Source organism: Actinomadura sp. NEAU-AAG7 (assembly GCF_018603865.1).
Classification (GTDB): Bacteria; Actinomycetota; Actinomycetes; order Streptosporangiales; family Streptosporangiaceae; genus Spirillospora; species Spirillospora litoris.
Genome location: NZ_JAHFZY010000002.1, coordinates 125,933 through 141,426, shown reverse-complemented (window position 1 = coordinate 141,426; position 15,494 = coordinate 125,933). Strand labels below are relative to the sequence as shown.

Here is a 15,494-nt window from a genome sequence, read left to right as displayed (position 1 = left end):
CAGGAAGGTGAACGAGTAAATGGGCGAAGGGCAGTTCAAAGGGGATCGCGACAAGATTCTGGAAGGAGGTGGAAGGATTCTTGCCGGATCAAAGCCCAACGTGGATGCCGCGTTGAAGTATATCGACCAGGACTGTCCGCTTCCGTTCCACGCCTTCGGTCTGGCATTCGGTGCCGTGGTCTCGGGCCCCTACGAATCTTCGCGCAGCGCGGTGTCGAGCAATACCAAGCAGGCGGCGAGCATCGTACAGGCCGCTTCCGACGGCCTTCTCGCAGTCGCCAAGAACTTCGCCGGTGCGGACGACAAGAGCTCGGTCACGAAGTTTCCCAGCTCCGCGCTCTCCTATCAGACTCCTTCCGGCTCCCTCTCCGGGCTTTCCGGCCTTCAGGCCAAGGCGATGGCGGTCGGCGGCATCGGTGCGGCGGTCCCTCTCAGCCGGAGCCTCCCTGTGCTGCCGGCCCTGAAGCCCAGGCATTACGCTACGCTCACCGCGCTGACCTCCGCGAGGGCGATGGCGCCCACGGCCATCCTCGCCATTGTGATCTGGCTGCTGACCGAGGCTGATGACGAAGCGCTCATCAAGTCGGTCAACGCGTGGGACGCTGCCCACGGACATCTGGAGAAGGTCAGTATCGGCGAGGACACCAAAGACACCTTCAAGGAAGAGAAGAGCTGGAGCGGAAGCTCGAAAGATGCATTCGACGCATGGGTGACGAAGTTCGAATCCGCCGCGAAGAAGCTCCAGGACGCTGCGGCGAAGAATAAGGAGACGCTCGACACGCTCACCAAGGCGGTGCTGACCATGCAGCTCGTCGCCTTCGGATTCGCGATCGCGAACCTCGCCATGATCATCGCCTACTATGTCGCCTCGTTCCTTCCGTTCGTAGGGCCCATCTTCAAAGTACTCACCATGATTCAAGGCATTATTCTGGGAGTCGGAACAGGGGCTACGGTGGCTCGGACGCTCGCCATCCTGGCTTCTGTCGCGGCCGGAGGGTCTGCCCTGATGATCTCGGGCTCGCTTGACTGGGCCAGTCTCAAAGTCAGCCCGCAGGGCGGCGTTTTCGTCGACACGAAGCAGATTACCTGGGACGAACCGAGCGAACTCCCTCAAGGGTAGGTGGTGCGACGTGGGGCACTATCGCAAGGTATATAAAGAACCAGAGGTGTTGCGAAAAGAACTCCGACGAGAATCGATCACTTTTGTACTGGTGTTCGCGCTGTGCCTCGCAATGGTCGTGCTCAGCGTTTTCTTTGACACTTCCACGAAGTTCGGTTTTATCAACCGCATGATGACAGTGCTCGTGGTGCCGGTTCTCCTGCCGGTGAGCGCGTTTGCGGTCGGCCGGGCCTGGTGGCGTTGGCGAAAGTCCCCCTGGCGGACCTGATGGGCTACTGCTTCAGGCTGGACACCAGTGAGGCGAAGTCGTCACGACTGACGACCAACGTCGGCCCGTCCGGATCCTTGGAGTCGCGGATGGCGACGAGACCGGGGGCGGATGCCATCTCGACGCACTCGCCTCCGGTGCCGCCGCTGTGGGTGCTCTTGCGCCAGGCGGGTCGTTCCGTGCTTGTGATGGATTGCATGTCCGGTAGATGCCCGAGGCCGCCGCGTATCAAGCGTGAGCCCCGGCCCTGTCAGGGTCGGGGCTCGTGTTGTTGGAGGGCTATCGCTTGAGGACGGTGACCAGGGAGGCGAAGGTGTCGCGGGGGATGACCAGCTTCGGTCCGTGGGGGTCCTTGGAGTCGCGGATGGCGACGAGGCCGGGGACGGACGCCATCTCGACGCACTCGCCTCCGGTGCCAGCGCTGTGGGTGCTCTTGCGCCAGGTGGCCGTGTTCAGCTCCATCGTTCTGCCTGCACCTTTCGGATGAAGTCGAGCGATTGGTCTACCGGGAGGGCCAGCGCCCGAACCTCTCGGAGCGCGCGGTGGAGAGCGGTGATCTCGTTGTACTCCTCCAGTGTGTACCCGCGCGCCGGGCTTTCGATGTATGCCACCTCCGCCATGTCCTCCATGGTGGCGATCGTAAACGAACTCGCGTTGCCGAGATGGTCGCCGCGCATTCGCACGACGTGCACGGCCACCCCGAGCGCGCGTGGCGCTTCGATGAGGTGGCGGAACTGTTCCTGCACGATCTCCGGGTTGCCGACCTCGCGCAGGAGCACTCCCTCGTCGATCAGGAACGTGCAGCCCGGGGGTGCGGGGTTCTGCCGGGTCAGGATGCCCTGGCGCGCCATGCGCTCGTCCGTCTTCTCCTTGTCGCCGTAGAGCAGGACCTCGGCGTAGGCGGGGGTCTGGAGCAGGCCGTGCACCAGCGAGAGGCTGTAGCACGTGAGCTCGGCCGCCGTCTCCTCGACCGGCAGCCACTCGTACCAGGTCGGGAACGTGGCGCCCTTGACGAAGTCCTCCCACAGTTCGATGAGTTCGCCGCCGGCCTCAAGCTCGCGGTCCATCTCCTCTGCGAACTCACGGGTGCAGCGCGTGCGGCCGGTCTCGATCTGGCCGATGTACTGCGGGGTGACGCCTCCGCCGTCATGGGCTCTGCGGGCGACGTTCTCCTGACTCCATCCTTTCGCGTCGCGATATCTGCGGAACCTGCGCCCGAACGCGACCAGGCTCGGGCTGATCTTCGCTTTCGACCGTCGTGGTGCCATGGGGGCATGGTCGCCCAAGCCTGAGCCAACCGGCCACCAAGTCGGCGAATTTGGTCGAGGTTAATTGTCAGGCACCCATCTCCGCTTCGTGACGCCGCCGCTCTTTCGTGCGTCAGGCTCGGGCACAGGAAGAACGCGAATTTCTCCGAGGTGATCCCTTATGTCCGCTCCGGTCAAGGCGCCCGAAATTCCCACGCTCGTCCTTGAATCCGCCGATAGGGCGGCGGGTGTTGCGCGGGGGTTTGTGGCGGATGTGTTCGCGGAGTGGGGGGTCGCCGATGACTACGTGGGGCGGCTTGTGGTGTGTGAGTTGGTTACCAATTCCTATCTGCATGGTGAGGGGCCGATCGTGGTGCGCGTTCTGCGGGACGAGCGGGATGGGCGCCTGGTCATCGAGGTGTGGGACGGCGGTGAGGGGCGTCCGGAGGTTGTTTCTGAGAATCTCACCGCTACCTCGGGGCGTGGCTTGGCGCTGGTGGTCGAGATGGCGTGGACGTGGGGAGTGCGTCCGCTGAACGAGGGAGGAAAGATCGTATGGGTCAAGCTTCGCTGACCGGTTATGAGGTGCGGCGCAGGCTCCGTGTTCGCTATCTGAAGTGGCGGACGGAAATGCACCGAGAACTTGTGATCGGGTACCTGGACGCGTTGGCGCCGGAACTTGAGGTGTACGGATGGCGGTGCGTGCCGACGTATCGGCCGGAGGTGATCCTGGTGCGGCAGCCGTTGTTGCGCGTCTACGGCGAGCACGGGGCGGTCACGATGGTGAACGTGATGGCCGTTCCCGGCGGGCGGTGGGGATTCCACGAGGCGGCGTACGGGTGGAGCGGGTTCCTGTTCCCCTGCGAGGGCGACATCAAGGACGCGGCGAAGGGGATCGACCGGTTCCTTCGCGGGCGGTGTGCCGAGCAGAGGGCCTAATCTGCGAGTGTTCCGGCATCGACGCGAGGAGGCCCAGGGTTATGTGCGGTCGGTATGCCACCAGCCGGGCGCGGCAGGAGTTGCTGGACGAGTTCCAGGTCCAGTTCGACGCCGTGGACGGGGAGATCGAGCCCGACTACAACGTCGCGCCCACCAAGCAGGTGCCCGCGATCCTCACCCGGCGGCCCAAGGACGCGCCCGAGGAGGAGGACGCCGTCCGGACGCTGCGGACGCTGCGCTGGGGCCTCGTGCCCTCGTGGGCGAAGGACCTCGCGATCGGGTCCCGCATGATCAACGCGCGGGTGGAGACGGCGCACGAGAAGCCGTCCTACCGGCGCGCGTTCGCCAAGCGGCGGTGCCTGCTGCCCGCCGACGGCTACTTCGAGTGGTACACGCTCCAGGGTAAGGACGACCCGGCGGAGGGGGAGAAGAAGAGCAAGAAGCCGCAGAAGCAGCCGTTCTTCATCCGTCCCAAGGACGAGGCGGTGATGGCGATCGCCGGGCTCTATGAACTGTGGAAAAGCCCCGAGGACGAGTGGATCTGGACGTGCACGGTGATCACCACCAACGCGCCCGACGACCTCGGCCGAATCCACGACCGGATGCCGATGGTGGTCGAGCCGGGCCGCTGGGAGGCGTGGCTCGACCCGGAGCTCACCGACGTCGAGGAGGTGCGCGGCCTGCTGGTCCCCGCGATGGCCGGGACGATGGACGCCTATCCCGTGTCCAAGATGGTCAACAACGTGAGAAACAACGGACCGCAACTCATAGAACCGGCGGCGAACGGGGATAGTTCCGACGACCATTCCGACGCCCTGTTCTGACCGCCGCGCAGGCGGCGGCCGGAAGCGAGAATCCCCCCGCCCGGGAATCCCGGGAGGAGTTCGGAGCACCGTGGACACCGCCACCGCCCGGTCCCGCCTGGAATCCATGCTGGACGACCTCGACCGCTCGATCGCGATCCTGCGCGGCGAGCACTCCGCCCGCGAGAACTGCCCGGCCGACGCGGGGGCCGGGCTGACCGACGGCGACCGGGTCGAGGCCGCGCTGGAGTCGCTGGAGGCCCACCGGGGCGCGGTGGTCGCGGCGCTGGAGCGGGTCGCGTCCGGCACCTACGGCCGTTGCGCCGGGTGCGGGCGTCCGATAGCCGAGGGGCGCCTGGAGGCGCGTCCGGACGCCACCCGGTGCATCGCCTGCGCCTCGTGACGGCTACCCGGAGCGCCTCCTCGCGCTGGCCAGGAGGTGGATGCCGAGGGAGTCGTCGGGCGGCGGCGCGTTCAGCTCCGAGCGGACGAGGCGGGGGAGCGCGTCGGGGGAGGCGCTCAGGACGTGCTCGACGGTCGAGGGCGACAGCGCGGTGCGCGGCCTGATCCACTCGACCTCCAGGCCGACCTCGGTGAGCAGCTCGCGGAGCTGGTCGGCCCAGAAGCAGCGGGTGATCGTCCCGTCCGGCCAGGGGACGAGGACGACCTCGGCGGACGGGACGTCCGACAGGTGCGCCCAGTAGTTCTGCTCGGCCAGCAGCGCCATGCCGAGCGTCAGCGAGTCCACGCACAGCAGGACGCGGCCCCCGGGACGCAGGACCCGCGCGATCTCCGCGACCGTCGTCTCGGTGGCGAGATGGCGGGACAGGACGCGGTTCTCGGCGATGACCGCGTCCATGGAGGCGTCGCCGACGAAGCGGAGGCCGCCGGAGTCGCCGATCACCGGGACGGCCGTGGCGCCCCTGGTTGCGGACCGCCCGTTATTCCGATCATGTCGCCCGTTACCCGGTGCGGCAGGTCGGGCGGGTGGCCGGCGGTCCAGGAGGGGGTCGTGCACCTCCAGGACGGAGTGGCCCGCCGCCGCGGCCCGCCCCGCGCTGCGCCCGCCGCCGCCCGACAGGTCGAGCACGCGGGACGCGCGGCGGGGCAACCACCGCGTGAGCTGGGCGTCCGCGACCGCCCAGTAGAACGTCCAGTAGCGCGCCAATGAGTCCCCCGCCCCCTCGGCGGGGGCGTCGCGCAGGCTCGCGATGGTGGGCTCGGGAGGTCGCGCCGGCACCGGTAGCAACGGTTTGCTCCTGTTCTCGCCGTGTATGTCACTTCTTTCCCCGTCCCGGCCCCGGCATCACCCTCCGTACAGGACGGGGTAGGTGATCCCATCCTGCTGGGAGAACTTCCGGAATCTGTTCCGTGCCTCACCCCGGGTCGGGGAATCGGCGGGCACCCTCCGGCGTTGCACCGTCTCACAACCCAGTACAGCGGAGGTGCAACTCATGACCACAGCCGTTGCCGAGCACAGGCGGAGAGCCGGGGCCGCGGCGCCGCCCGGCGACGCGAGGGCCCCCGTCCGCGTGAGCAGGCCCCGCGGACCGATATCGTCTGTGGGGTACGACGCCGCCGGCGTCGCCACAGCCAAGGGGGTGGGTCAGGTACCGGGCACCACGGAGACCGTGGAGCAGCGCCAGGAGCGGTTCCAGCGCGACGTGCTCCCGTTCTTGGACCAGCTGTATTCGGCCGCGCTGCGCATGACGCGCAACCCGGCGGACGCCGAGGATCTCGTCCAGGAGACCTTCGCGAAGGCGTTCGCGTCCTTCCACCAGTTCAAGGAAGGCACCAACCTCAAGGCGTGGCTCTACCGCATCCTGACCAACACCTTCATCAACTCCTACCGCAAGAGGCAGCGCCAGCCCCAGCAGGCCGCCACCGAGGAGATCGAGGACTGGCAGCTCGCGCGCGCCGAGTCGCACACCTCCAGCGGGCTGAAGTCCGCCGAGGCCGAGGCGCTTGAGCACCTGCCCGACTCCGACGTCAAGCGGGCGCTGCAGGAGTTGCCCGAGGAGTTCCGCATCGCGGTCTACCTCGCCGACGTCGAGGGCTTCGCCTACAAGGAGATCGCCGACATAATGGGCACGCCCATCGGCACCGTGATGTCGCGGCTGCACCGGGGACGCCGGCAGCTGCGCGGCATGCTTGAGGACTACGCCCGGGACCGCGGCCTCACGCGCACGAGCGGGGGGTCGGCATGACCCCGCCCGCCGCCCGCCGCGCCGGGCACCCCGCCGGCCGCCAGACCGGCTCCAGCGACACGCTCGACACCGCGGCCGCCCGCGCGGTGCATGAGGAGGGTGAGTGAGCCATGAGCTGTGGCAACCACCACGAGACCCCGTGCGACGAGGTACTCGCGCGGGTGTACACCTATCTTGACGGCGAACTCGACCAGGGTGGCTGCGGCGAGGTCCGCGAGCACCTCGACGAGTGCGGGCCCTGCCTGCGCGAGTACGGGTTGGAAGAGGCCGTCAAGAAGCTGGTGAACAAGTCGTGCGCCTGCGAGCAGGCCCCCGACGACCTGCGCACCAAGGTCCTCGGCCGCATCGAGGAGATCTGCGGCGAGATCAAGACCGCGTCCGAAGCGGGCACGTCCGGCACCGCCTGACCGCGCCCGCCCGCGCGCGTCCTGAGGCCCCGTGCGCGCGTCCCGGCCCGGACGCGTGTTCCGGCCGCACATCCATCTTGGGCCACCCGGCCCGCCCGCACTTCTCGGATCATGCGCTGTGGGTCCCGCCGACCGTGGGCCGTCCAGCACTCCCACGAACCACACACGTGATGCCTGAGCGTGCCCAGAAGACCCCTGAACGCATCCGAATCCTGGGCCCTGCAACGTGTCGACCGCGTCCGGGCAGGGCCGTCTGAGGGCTTCTGAGAGCGGCGTGGCAGGTGTGGGACGGGGCGCCGCCGCGGGCGTGCGGCGGGCCGGGTGCTGATCGGTATCGTGGCTGGGGTGCTCGCACTCGTCACCGGCGCGGCCGGATTCATCGGGTCCCATCTCGTCGACCGGCTCCTGGCCGACGGTCACGAGGTCATCGGGGTGGACGACCTGTCCTCGGGCTCCAACGCCAACCCCGGTATGGAGCTGTGGCGGATGGACGTGGCCGACCCGGCGCTGCCCGAGCGGGCCGCCGCGCGCCGTCCCGAGGTCGTGTGCCATCTGGCGGCGCAGGTCAGCGTGCGGCACAGCGTCGCGGACCCGCTCAACGACGCCCGGGTGAACGTGGTCGGCACCGCCAACGTCCTGGAGGCGGCGCGGGCGGGCGGGGCGCGCAAGGCCGTGTTCACCTCCAGCTGCGCGGTGTACGGGGTGCCGGACGCGCTGCCGGTGCCGCCCCATGCCGAGCTGCGGCCGGCCTCGCCCTACGCGGCGTCCAAGGTGTCCGGGGAGATCTACGCGCGGACCTACCGGGTGCTGCACGGCCTCGACGTCACCACGCTGACGCTCGCCAACGTCTACGGGCCCCGGCAGACGCCCGAGGGCGAGGCGGGCGTCGTCTCGATCTTCACCGACGCGCTACTGGCCGGGCGTCCGACGAGGGTGTTCGGGGACGGCAAGCAGACCCGCGACTACGTCCACGTCCTGGACGTGGTGGACGCCTTCGCCCGCGCCACCGGCGACGTCGGCGGCGGCGAGCGCCTCAACGTCGGCACCGGGCGGCAGACCACCGACCGGGACCTGCACACGCTCGTCGCCGCCGCCGTCGGCGCCCCCGACGACCCCGCGTTCGCGCCGCCGCGCCCCGGTGACCTGCCCGCGATGGCGGTGGACCCGGGCCGCACGCGCGAGGTCCTCGGCTGGACGCCGGCGACCGCCCTGCGCGACGGCCTCGCCGACACGGTGGCGTGGGCGCGGGAACGTTCCGCCGCCGCACGCGCCTGACGGCTCCCCTCCACCGCTCGCCGACCGCTTCCGCGCGCGCTTTCCCCGGCCTCTCCCGCGGATTCTGACTGCGATTGTGACTGCCCGTGACGATGCACGTGCATTCGGTGCTCGCAAAAACGTTCGCCTGCAAACGAGTGCTACCTTTCGGGATGGACAATTGATCACGTCAGGTGACGATTGGTTCACGCTTTGCTCACGATTCTCCGCATGCCTGTGTGGGCCGGGTCGGGCGCGTTACGCTTGGGCGGAAATCAGCGACGGGAGCACGTGCATGCTCGTGAAATCGGGGTATGTGCTCGCCCGGGAGCACCGGGACCGGACGGTCCCGGAGGTCGGCCGCGCGGCCGGCCTGCCCGATGACCACGGGGGGAGGCAAGCAACCATGCTCAAGCGTTCAACGCCGGTCGGCCACGGCCGGTACCCGAGCGCCTCGGCGTCGTCGTCGCTGATGATGCCCAAGGGCGTGTCCTGGGTCTAGTGCCGTCTGGCACGACCGATCCCGGCGGCGGCCCGCTCATTCGTCACTCCCGAGGGGGCGGCAATGCGTGGACTTCCTCCTGCTGCCTGGGCGTACGTCTGCGGTGTGGCCGCCCTCGCGGCCGGCCTCATCGGGACGTCGTCCTTCGCGAGGCTGGACTGGACCAAGCTGGCCGTGCTGGCCTTGCTCTTCCTGATCTGTGACTCGGCGCCCGCGCGCCTGAACGTCGAGCGCGCGAGGGTGTCGCTGAGCTTCGCCGCCAGCCTGGCCTCGGTGGTGCTGCTCGGCCCCGCCGGGGCCGCCCTCCTCGGGCTCTGCGCCCTGGTCACCGGGCAGCGGTTCTTCGCCCCGGTCAAGCGGATCTTCAACGGCGCGCAGTTCGCGCTGAGCGGCTACATCGCCGGGACGGTGTTCGAGCTGCTCGGCGGGCACGAGTTCCGGCGGGGCGAGGCGCGCTGGGTCGAGCACGTCACCGGGCCGTTCCTCGGCGCGCTCGTCACCTTCGTCCTGGTCAACCTGTCGCTGATGGCCGGGGTGCTGCTGCTCAGCCGGCAGGCCGCGCCGCGCGAGCTGCTGCACGAGAGCGGCCAGCTCGCCATCGGCTGCCTCGGCTACGGCATGGTCGGGCTGCTGATCGCCGGGCTGTGGCCGCGCGTCGGCCCGCTCGCCGCCGTCCTGGTGCTGCTGCCGCTGTTCATCGCCCGCTGGGCGCTGGAGCAGGCGCACGCGCAGCAGCAGGCGCACGCCGCGACCCTCGCCGCGCTGTGCCAGGCCGTCGAGACCAAGGACTTCTACACCCGCGGCCACTCCGAGCGCGTGTCCCGGGGCTCGGTGATGATCGCGCAGGAGATCGGCATGCGCGCCGACCGGGTCGAGGCCATCCGCTACGCCGGGATGCTGCACGACGTCGGCAAGCTCGGCGTCCCCACGAAGGTGCTCCAGAAGAACGGCCCGATGACCGAGGAGGAGTTCGCCGCGATCCAGCTGCACCCGATGCGCGGGCTGGAGATCGTCCGCGAGATCGGGTTCCTGGACGAGGCGCTCGCCGGGATCATGCACCACCACGAGAAGATGAACGGCCGCGGCTACCCGATGGGCCTGGCCGGGGACGAGATCCCCGAGTTCGCCCGGGTCATCTCCGTCGCCGACGCGTTCGACTCCATGACCTCGACCCGCTCCTACCGTCCGGCCCGCAGCGTCGAGGCGGCCGTGCAGGAGCTGCGCCGGGGCATGGGCGACCACTTCGACCCGGCGATGGTCGAGGCGTTCCTGCGGGCGCTGGACCGGGACGGCTGGGAGCCGCCCGACCCGGTCGTCCTGCCCGACGACGACGTCGTCGAGACCACCCAGCAGGACCACGACGACCCGAGCGCGCCGCTCAAGGTCGCCGGCGACGAAGCACGGCGGTGACCCGGCCCCCCATGAGCGGCACCGAGATGCGCCCCCGCGAGCGGGCGGCGTGGCAGACCATCGACTCCGGTCAGCTGCTGCTGATCGCCACCGCCGGCCTGTTCGTGATCGTGGCGATCACGCAGGTGGCCGCCGTCCGGCTCGTCCAGCCCGACATCGCGATCATCTTCGGGGTGCTGATCGCGCTCGGCGAGCTGTTCCGGATGGTGATGCCCGGCAACCGGGAGGTCGCGCCCATCGCCAGCGCGGGCGCGATCGGCTACGCGATGCTGGTCGGCGTCGGGCCGGAGAACGCCCCGCCGCACGCGCCGCTCGGCGTCGAGGCCGCGACGCACTCGCCGCTCCAGGTCGTCGCGGTGACCGCCGCCGGCATGGTCGTCGGCTCGCTGCCGCACATCGCGGTCGGGCGCTCGCCGCGGCCGGACGCGATGGCACGGCGGCTGTTCACCGTCGCCGTGGTCGCGCTGTGCTTCCGCCCGCTGGTCTCCCTGCACCTGCCGTGGCAGCTCCTGCTGCTGCTCATGGGCGTCGTCGTCGTGCTCTCCTGCTGCACGGACGTGGTGATCGCCGCGATGATCCGGGCGGAGGCCGTCCGGGTCAGGTTCGGCATCGCGCTGCGCGACGAGGTCGACGCGAAGATGGCGCTGTGCGCGGCCACCAGCGCCACCGCGATGCTCATCGCGGTCGCGACCACCGCGATGGGCGAGGCCGCGCTGCTGATCTTCACGGTGCCGATCCTCGTCACCCAGTTCGCGTTCCGCCGCTACGCCGGGATCCGCGCGACCTACCTCCAGACCGTCCGCGCGCTGTCGCGGGTCACCGAGGTCGGCGGGTACGTGGAGGCCGGGCACTCGCACCGGGTGTCCAAGCTCGCGGTGTCGATGGGCCGCGAGCTCGGCATGTCCGAGGAGGAGCTGCTCGAACTGGAGTACGCGGCGCTCATGCACGACATCGGGCAGCTCTCCCTCGGCGACCCGATCCCCGGCGGCGCGACCGTGCTCGCCTCACCCGCCGAGCAGCGCCGCATCGCCGAGCTGGGCGCCGAGGTGATCAAGCAGACCGGCGTGCTGGACCGCGTCGCCCACATCGTCCAGCTCTCCTCCCACCCCTACCGGACGGGGCACGAGGCCGCCGCCCCCGGGGGCGAGGCCGACGCGCTGGTGCCGCGCCCCGTCCCGCCGCCGCTCGCGGGCCGGATCATCAAGGTCGCCAACGCCTACGACGACCTCGTCGGCGACTCCGCCGACCGCGACCGGGGCGTCGCCGTGCTGGAGCGGCTCCGGCTCGACTCCGCCGCCGAGTACGACCCGACCGTCGTCGAGGCGTTGAGCCGCGTCGTGGACCGCCGCACCCGCTTGTAGCGGGCGGGGCGGCGCCAATTCCGTGGTGCGTTCCATTCAAGCCGGGCCCAAGGCGCTCGCCTGCGCATACGGTGCCCACGGCGGCCTACGTATACCGACTGCCCGTGCCGTGCATACCGAACGTGCTTGTGCAAGTGCGGGCGCCTTGTGCGGACGCTGTGCCCACCCCGGCGCGGACGTCCTCGACCGACGGCTGAGAGCAATTCGAAAAAGCCCTCGGGCCCTCCGAACCGGGGCGCACAAATCTTCGGTCGGGTATTTGTCGGGCGTGTGACCGGACGCGGAGGCGCGGCGGACGCTAGGGTCGGCGGATCGGCCCGCCCCCGACCCGCCGAAGGAGGCCAGCGGGTGTATGAGTCCGTCCTCGTGGCGAACCGCGGTGAGATCGCCAGCCGGATCATCCACACCGTCCGCTCGATGGGGCTCAAGGCCATCGCCGTGTACTCCGAGGCCGACGCGCAGCTCCCGTTCGTCGCCGAGGCGGACGAGGCGATCCTCATCGGCGGCCCCGCCGACCCGTCCCGCGGCTACCTCGACGCGGAGGCCGTGCTGGAGGCCGCCCGCCGGACCAACGCGCGCGCCGTCCACCCCGGGTACGGGTTCCTGTCCGAGAGCGCCGCGTTCGCGCGCCGGGTCGCCGAGCGCGACCTCGGCTGGATCGGTCCGCCGCCGCTCGTCATCGCCCGGATGGCCGACAAGATCAACGCCCGGAACCTGATGAAGGAGGCGGGGGTCCCCGTCGCGCCCGGCGTGTGGGAGCCCGTCCCGGACGCGGCGACGGCGGTGGAGGAGGCCGAGCGCATCGGCTACCCCGTCATGGTCAAGCCCGCCGCGGGCGCCGGCGGCGTCGGGCTCGCCGCCGCCTACGACGAGGCCGCGCTCCGCGACGCCTACGAGGCGGTGCGCGCCCACGCGGCGCGCGTGTTCGGCGACGCCGACGTCCTGCTGGAGCGCTACGTGGAGGGCGCCCGGCACGTCGAGGTGCAGATCCTCGGGCTGGCCGACGGCACCGTGCTCGCGCTCGGCGAGCGGGACTGCTCCGTCCAGCGCCGGTACCAGAAGGTCGTCGAGGAGACGCCGTCGCCGGGCGTCTCACCCGCGCTGCGCGAGCGGATGCTGGCCGCCGCCGTCCGCGCGGGGGAGGCGGTCGGGTACCGCGGCGCGGGCACCGTCGAATGCCTCGTGGACCCCGTCGCCCAGGAGTTCTACTTCCTGGAGATGCACACCCGCCTCCAGGTCGAGCATCCCGTCACCGAGCTGGTGACCGGCATCGACCTCGTCGAGCAGCAGCTGCGGATCGCGGCGGGCGAGCCCGTCTCGTTCACCGCCGCCGCCCCGCGCGGCCACGCGGTCGAACTCCGCGTCCAGGCCGAGGACCCGCTGCACTTCCAGCCGGGCGGCGGCGAGATCAAGGTGTGGGAGGAGCCGGTCGGCGACGGCATCCGCATCGACGCGGGCTACGCCGAGGGCAACACCGTCACCCCCTACTACGGCCCGCTGCTCGCCAAGCTGTGCGTCCACGGCGACGACCGCGACCACGCGCTGCGCCGCGCACGCGCGGCCGTGGCCGCCTTCCACATCGAGGGCGTCCGGACCAACCTGCCGTTCCTGGCCGAGCTGCTCGACCACGCCGAGTTCACCGGCGGCGTGTACGACACCGGGATCGTGCCGCGCATGCGCGCCCGCTAGCTCAGAACGCCAGGGCGTAGGTCACCAGGTCGAGGCCCGGCTTCGGCGCCCAGTCGCGGTCGGGCGTCCGGACGAACCCCATCCGCTCGTACATGCGGTGCGCGTCGCGCATGTTCGACTGCGTCGACAACCGCATGCCCACGAGCCCGGCCGCGCGCGCCCGGTCGGCGCAGGCGCGCACCAGCGCCGCGCCCACGCCCCTGCCGCGCGCCCACTCCTGGACGGCGAGGATCCGGAACTCCCCCTCGTCCGGCCCGGCCAGCTCGGCGTAGGGGCTGCCGGGCGGGCAGTAGGCGACCGACCCCGCCAGCTCCCCGTCGACCTCGGCGACCAGCAGCTCCGTCTTCGCGGCCCAGTCGGCGGTGTCGCGGAGCCTGCTCACATACGGCGACTCCGCCGCCATGAGCCCGCTGCCCACGTACACCTCGACGATCAGCTCACCGATCCGCCCGTACTCCTCCGCCCGCGCCGCCCGCACGGTCACCCGCTCACCCACCCGCGACATCCCTCGATCCACGCTGCTGTTCCTCACGGTCCACGGCGTCACGATAGCCCGGGTGTCCGTCCGAAACGCGCGGGGGCCCGGCGGGCAACCGGTCAGGGGATGTCGCGGCAGGAGGACTCGCCGGGGAGAAGCGGGCGCACGCGGACCGTGTAGGTCCTGCCCTGGCTGCGCCAGCCGACGTCCGGACGCGCGGCGGGCACCCTGCTCGCGGGGGCCAGCGTGCAGACGCCGCCCGGCACCCGCTCGCCCTCGCCGAGCGGGGCCAGGGGCCACTTCTTGACCGTCCCGGCGCCGGGGTTCTCGACCGAGAGGACCGCGACCTTCGCGGGCGCGTACGGCCGGCCGGGGGAAACGAGGTCGCCCGGCGGCCAGCGCCGCGGGTCGAGCCGCTCGCGGAACCGCACCGCCGGGTCCGACTGCGCCTCCGGTTGGATGATCTTGGTGGTGGCCCGCCCCATCGTGAACTCCAGCACGATGGCGTCCATGACGCGGCCGGGGCCGCTCGTGTGGGAGCGGGCGAGCCCCGCCGCGCGCGCCCCGTCCAGCAGGCGCTGGAGCGCCTCGGGTTTCAGGCGGTACTCCGTCGCCTTCCCCTCGGACGCGACCACGGCGCGACCCGTCGAGTACAGCGAGAATTCGGGGAGCGTCCCGGGGCCGCCCTTGCCGGCGAAGCCCCCGGTCTCGCGCCAGCGGAGCACGAGGCGTTCGGCGGCGGGGTCCGTGGCGGGGGACACGCTCGTGGGCGACGGCGCGGGCACCGCCGGAGTGCTCGCGGACGAGCCGGAAGGCGAGCCGGGAGAACCGAGTGAATGCGGGGGCTTGCCGGAGTCCCCGTCACAGGCGGTGAGCGCGCTCGCGCAGGCGAGCGTCAGCACCCAGCTATAACGTGCGTACGGGCCAGCCATGAGCGTTGGACGAGCGAAGCCGTCCCCGGGTTCCCCGCGCCGAGAGGCCCGTGACAAAAACAGGGCCCGAAGACTGTGGATTCCAGTGCGGGACCTCGGCCGCGCATGCCCGCTAGTGTGCGGCTCGTGAGCGTCATCGTGGTTTCCGGTACCTGTACGGGGGTCGGCAAGACCGTCGTCACCGCCGCGCTGGCCGCCGTGGCGGCCGCCCGGGGCGCGCCGGTCGCCGTCGTGAAGCCGGGGCAGACCGGCGTCGTGGACGGTGAGACCGGCGACCTCGACGAGGTGGCGCGGCTCGCCCGCGTCTGCGACCTGCACGAGTTCGCCCGGTTCCCCGACCCGCTGTCACCCGCCGCCGCCGCGCGGCGCGCGGGCGTCCCGCCCGTCCGGTTGCCGGATGTGGCCAAGCGCGTCCAGGAGCTGTCGAGCGGGAGCCGGCTCGTGCTGGTCGAGGGGGCGGGCGGGCTCCTCGTCCGCTACGACGAGGAGGGCACCACGATCGCCGACCTCGCCCGCTGGCTCGGCGCGGCCGTCGTCGTCGTCGCCCGCCCGGACCTCGGCACGCTCAACCACACCGCGCTCACCCTGGAGGCGATGGCGCACCGCGGCGTCCAGCTCGCGGGCGTCGTCATCGGCGCCTGGCCGGACGAGCCCGACCTCGCCATGCGCAGCAACGTCCGCGACCTGGAGACCATCGCCGCCCGCCCGCTGGCCGGCGTCCTGCCCTCCGGCGCCGCCGCCCTGGACCCGGCCGAGTTCCTCGTCACCGCCCACCGCGGCCTGGCACCGTCCCTCGGCGGCTCCTTCGACCCCGCCGCCTTCCGCGCCTCCGTCCAGCCCGAAGGCGGCTGACCGGCGGGAACGACGTCGCGACCGG

At 71.0% G+C, this 15,494-nt stretch carries 20 protein-coding genes; 14 read left to right on the top strand and 6 right to left on the bottom strand.

Annotated elements, in window-relative coordinates; genetic code table 11:
• The first annotated feature begins 19 nt into the window (after positions 1-19).
• Together KLI87_RS10070 and KLI87_RS10065 are read left to right on the top strand one after the other, a co-directional pair.
• Positions 20-1,120 (top strand): hypothetical protein, encoded by a 1,101-nt coding sequence (locus tag KLI87_RS10070; protein ID WP_214616761.1) that lies wholly within the window; start codon positions 20-22, stop codon positions 1,118-1,120.
• Between the two features lie 10 nt (positions 1,121-1,130).
• Positions 1,131-1,388: a hypothetical protein gene (locus KLI87_RS10065; protein ID WP_156218867.1), complete on the top strand. Its 258-nt coding sequence runs from the start codon at positions 1,131-1,133 to the stop codon at positions 1,386-1,388.
• A gap of 4 nt (positions 1,389-1,392) precedes the next feature.
• On the opposite strand, the gene KLI87_RS10060 is transcribed toward KLI87_RS10065, so the two are convergent.
• The 3 genes from KLI87_RS10060 to KLI87_RS10050 form a co-directional block, all read right to left on the bottom strand.
• A complete protein-coding gene (locus tag KLI87_RS10060; protein ID WP_214616760.1) occupies positions 1,393-1,587 on the bottom strand; it encodes a DUF397 domain-containing protein in 195 nt (64 codons plus the stop codon).
• An 80-nt stretch (positions 1,588-1,667) separates the two neighbouring features.
• Positions 1,668-1,850: a DUF397 domain-containing protein gene (locus KLI87_RS10055; protein ID WP_214616759.1), complete on the bottom strand. Its 183-nt coding sequence runs from the start codon at positions 1,848-1,850 to the stop codon at positions 1,668-1,670.
• Positions 1,841-2,656, bottom strand: coding sequence for a helix-turn-helix transcriptional regulator (locus tag KLI87_RS10050; RefSeq protein ID WP_214616758.1), 816 nt, complete (start codon positions 2,654-2,656; stop codon positions 1,841-1,843). The genes KLI87_RS10055 and KLI87_RS10050 overlap by 10 nt, the downstream gene beginning before the upstream one ends.
• A 160-nt stretch (positions 2,657-2,816) precedes the next feature.
• Between KLI87_RS10050 and KLI87_RS10045 the strand changes: the two genes are divergently transcribed.
• The 4 genes from KLI87_RS10045 to KLI87_RS10030 all read left to right on the top strand — a co-directional run bounded on the left by KLI87_RS10045 (position 2,817) and on the right by KLI87_RS10030 (position 4,780).
• Positions 2,817-3,209, top strand: coding sequence for an ATP-binding protein (locus KLI87_RS10045; RefSeq protein WP_214616757.1), 393 nt, complete (start codon positions 2,817-2,819; stop codon positions 3,207-3,209).
• Positions 3,210-3,265: 56 nt separating this feature from the next.
• Complete coding sequence (locus KLI87_RS10040) at positions 3,266-3,574, top strand: hypothetical protein (protein ID WP_156221875.1); 309 nt, start codon at positions 3,266-3,268, stop codon at positions 3,572-3,574.
• A gap of 41 nt (positions 3,575-3,615) precedes the next feature.
• Positions 3,616-4,398 (top strand): SOS response-associated peptidase, encoded by a 783-nt coding sequence (locus KLI87_RS10035; protein WP_156221877.1) that lies wholly within the window; start codon positions 3,616-3,618, stop codon positions 4,396-4,398.
• Positions 4,399-4,468: 70 nt separating this feature from the next.
• Positions 4,469-4,780 (top strand): TraR/DksA C4-type zinc finger protein, encoded by a 312-nt coding sequence (locus KLI87_RS10030; protein WP_214616756.1) that lies wholly within the window; start codon positions 4,469-4,471, stop codon positions 4,778-4,780.
• Between the two features lie 3 nt (positions 4,781-4,783).
• On the opposite strand, the gene KLI87_RS10025 is transcribed toward KLI87_RS10030, so the two are convergent.
• Positions 4,784-5,617: a methyltransferase domain-containing protein gene (locus KLI87_RS10025; RefSeq protein WP_214616755.1), complete on the bottom strand. Its 834-nt coding sequence runs from the start codon at positions 5,615-5,617 to the stop codon at positions 4,784-4,786.
• A 361-nt stretch (positions 5,618-5,978) separates the two neighbouring features.
• On the opposite strand from KLI87_RS10025, the gene KLI87_RS10020 reads away from it, so the two are divergent.
• From KLI87_RS10020 to KLI87_RS09990, 7 genes are all read left to right on the top strand, one after another.
• Positions 5,979-6,584: a sigma-70 family RNA polymerase sigma factor gene (locus tag KLI87_RS10020; RefSeq protein ID WP_214616754.1), complete on the top strand. Its 606-nt coding sequence runs from the start codon at positions 5,979-5,981 to the stop codon at positions 6,582-6,584.
• 110 nt (positions 6,585-6,694) lie between these two features.
• Positions 6,695-6,991 (top strand): mycothiol system anti-sigma-R factor, encoded by a 297-nt coding sequence (gene rsrA / locus KLI87_RS10015; RefSeq protein WP_214616753.1) that lies wholly within the window; start codon positions 6,695-6,697, stop codon positions 6,989-6,991.
• Between the two features lie 345 nt (positions 6,992-7,336).
• Positions 7,337-8,266, top strand: a complete 930-nt coding sequence (locus KLI87_RS10010) for an NAD-dependent epimerase/dehydratase family protein (RefSeq protein WP_214616752.1) — start codon at positions 7,337-7,339, stop codon at positions 8,264-8,266.
• A 274-nt stretch (positions 8,267-8,540) separates the two neighbouring features.
• Complete coding sequence (locus tag KLI87_RS10005; protein WP_156221886.1) at positions 8,541-8,747, top strand: hypothetical protein; 207 nt, start codon at positions 8,541-8,543, stop codon at positions 8,745-8,747.
• A 63-nt stretch (positions 8,748-8,810) separates the two neighbouring features.
• Complete coding sequence (locus tag KLI87_RS10000) at positions 8,811-10,157, top strand: HD-GYP domain-containing protein (RefSeq protein WP_156221888.1); 1,347 nt, start codon at positions 8,811-8,813, stop codon at positions 10,155-10,157.
• Positions 10,158-10,168: 11 nt separating this feature from the next.
• The gene (locus tag KLI87_RS09995) at positions 10,169-11,518 is read left to right on the top strand and encodes an HD-GYP domain-containing protein (RefSeq protein WP_156221890.1); all 1,350 of its coding nucleotides are present in this window, start codon (positions 10,169-10,171) and stop codon (positions 11,516-11,518) included.
• Between the two features lie 348 nt (positions 11,519-11,866).
• Positions 11,867-13,207 (top strand): acetyl/propionyl/methylcrotonyl-CoA carboxylase subunit alpha, encoded by a 1,341-nt coding sequence (locus tag KLI87_RS09990; protein WP_214616751.1) that lies wholly within the window; start codon positions 11,867-11,869, stop codon positions 13,205-13,207.
• Position 13,208: 1 nt separating this feature from the next.
• On the opposite strand, the gene KLI87_RS09985 is transcribed toward KLI87_RS09990, so the two are convergent.
• Both KLI87_RS09985 and KLI87_RS09980 read right to left on the bottom strand, forming a co-directional pair.
• Positions 13,209-13,712: a GNAT family N-acetyltransferase gene (locus KLI87_RS09985; protein ID WP_214616750.1), complete on the bottom strand. Its 504-nt coding sequence runs from the start codon at positions 13,710-13,712 to the stop codon at positions 13,209-13,211.
• A gap of 92 nt (positions 13,713-13,804) precedes the next feature.
• Positions 13,805-14,446 carry a hypothetical protein gene (locus tag KLI87_RS09980; RefSeq protein WP_214616749.1) on the bottom strand — a complete coding sequence of 214 codons (642 nt, stop codon included), beginning with the start codon at positions 14,444-14,446 and terminating at the stop codon, positions 13,805-13,807.
• Between the two features lie 297 nt (positions 14,447-14,743).
• Between KLI87_RS09980 and bioD the strand changes: the two genes are divergently transcribed.
• On the top strand, positions 14,744-15,469 hold the full coding sequence (gene bioD / locus KLI87_RS09975; protein WP_308165930.1) for a dethiobiotin synthase: 726 nt from the start codon (positions 14,744-14,746) through the stop codon (positions 15,467-15,469).
• The last annotated feature ends 25 nt before the right edge of the window (positions 15,470-15,494 follow it).

Bases quoted from the DNA above. Each gene is read 5' to 3' on its own strand.
- KLI87_RS10070 (WP_214616761.1), top strand. From the start codon at position 20: ATGGGCGAAGGGCAGTTCAAAGGGGATCGCGACAAGATTCTGGAAGGA.
- KLI87_RS10060 (WP_214616760.1), bottom strand. From the start codon at position 1,587: ATGCAATCCATCACAAGCACGGAACGACCCGCCTGGCGCAAGAGCACC.
- KLI87_RS10055 (WP_214616759.1), bottom strand. From the start codon at position 1,850: ATGGAGCTGAACACGGCCACCTGGCGCAAGAGCACCCACAGCGCTGGC.
- KLI87_RS10050 (WP_214616758.1), bottom strand. From the start codon at position 2,656: ATGGCACCACGACGGTCGAAAGCGAAGATCAGCCCGAGCCTGGTCGCG.
- KLI87_RS10045 (WP_214616757.1), top strand. From the start codon at position 2,817: ATGTCCGCTCCGGTCAAGGCGCCCGAAATTCCCACGCTCGTCCTTGAA.
- KLI87_RS10040 (WP_156221875.1), top strand. From the start codon at position 3,266: ATGCACCGAGAACTTGTGATCGGGTACCTGGACGCGTTGGCGCCGGAA.
- KLI87_RS10035 (WP_156221877.1), top strand. From the start codon at position 3,616: ATGTGCGGTCGGTATGCCACCAGCCGGGCGCGGCAGGAGTTGCTGGAC.
- rsrA (WP_214616753.1), top strand. From the start codon at position 6,695: ATGAGCTGTGGCAACCACCACGAGACCCCGTGCGACGAGGTACTCGCG.
- KLI87_RS10005 (WP_156221886.1), top strand. From the start codon at position 8,541: ATGCTCGTGAAATCGGGGTATGTGCTCGCCCGGGAGCACCGGGACCGG.
- KLI87_RS10000 (WP_156221888.1), top strand. From the start codon at position 8,811: ATGCGTGGACTTCCTCCTGCTGCCTGGGCGTACGTCTGCGGTGTGGCC.
- KLI87_RS09995 (WP_156221890.1), top strand. From the start codon at position 10,169: ATGAGCGGCACCGAGATGCGCCCCCGCGAGCGGGCGGCGTGGCAGACC.
- KLI87_RS09985 (WP_214616750.1), bottom strand. From the start codon at position 13,712: ATGTCGCGGGTGGGTGAGCGGGTGACCGTGCGGGCGGCGCGGGCGGAG.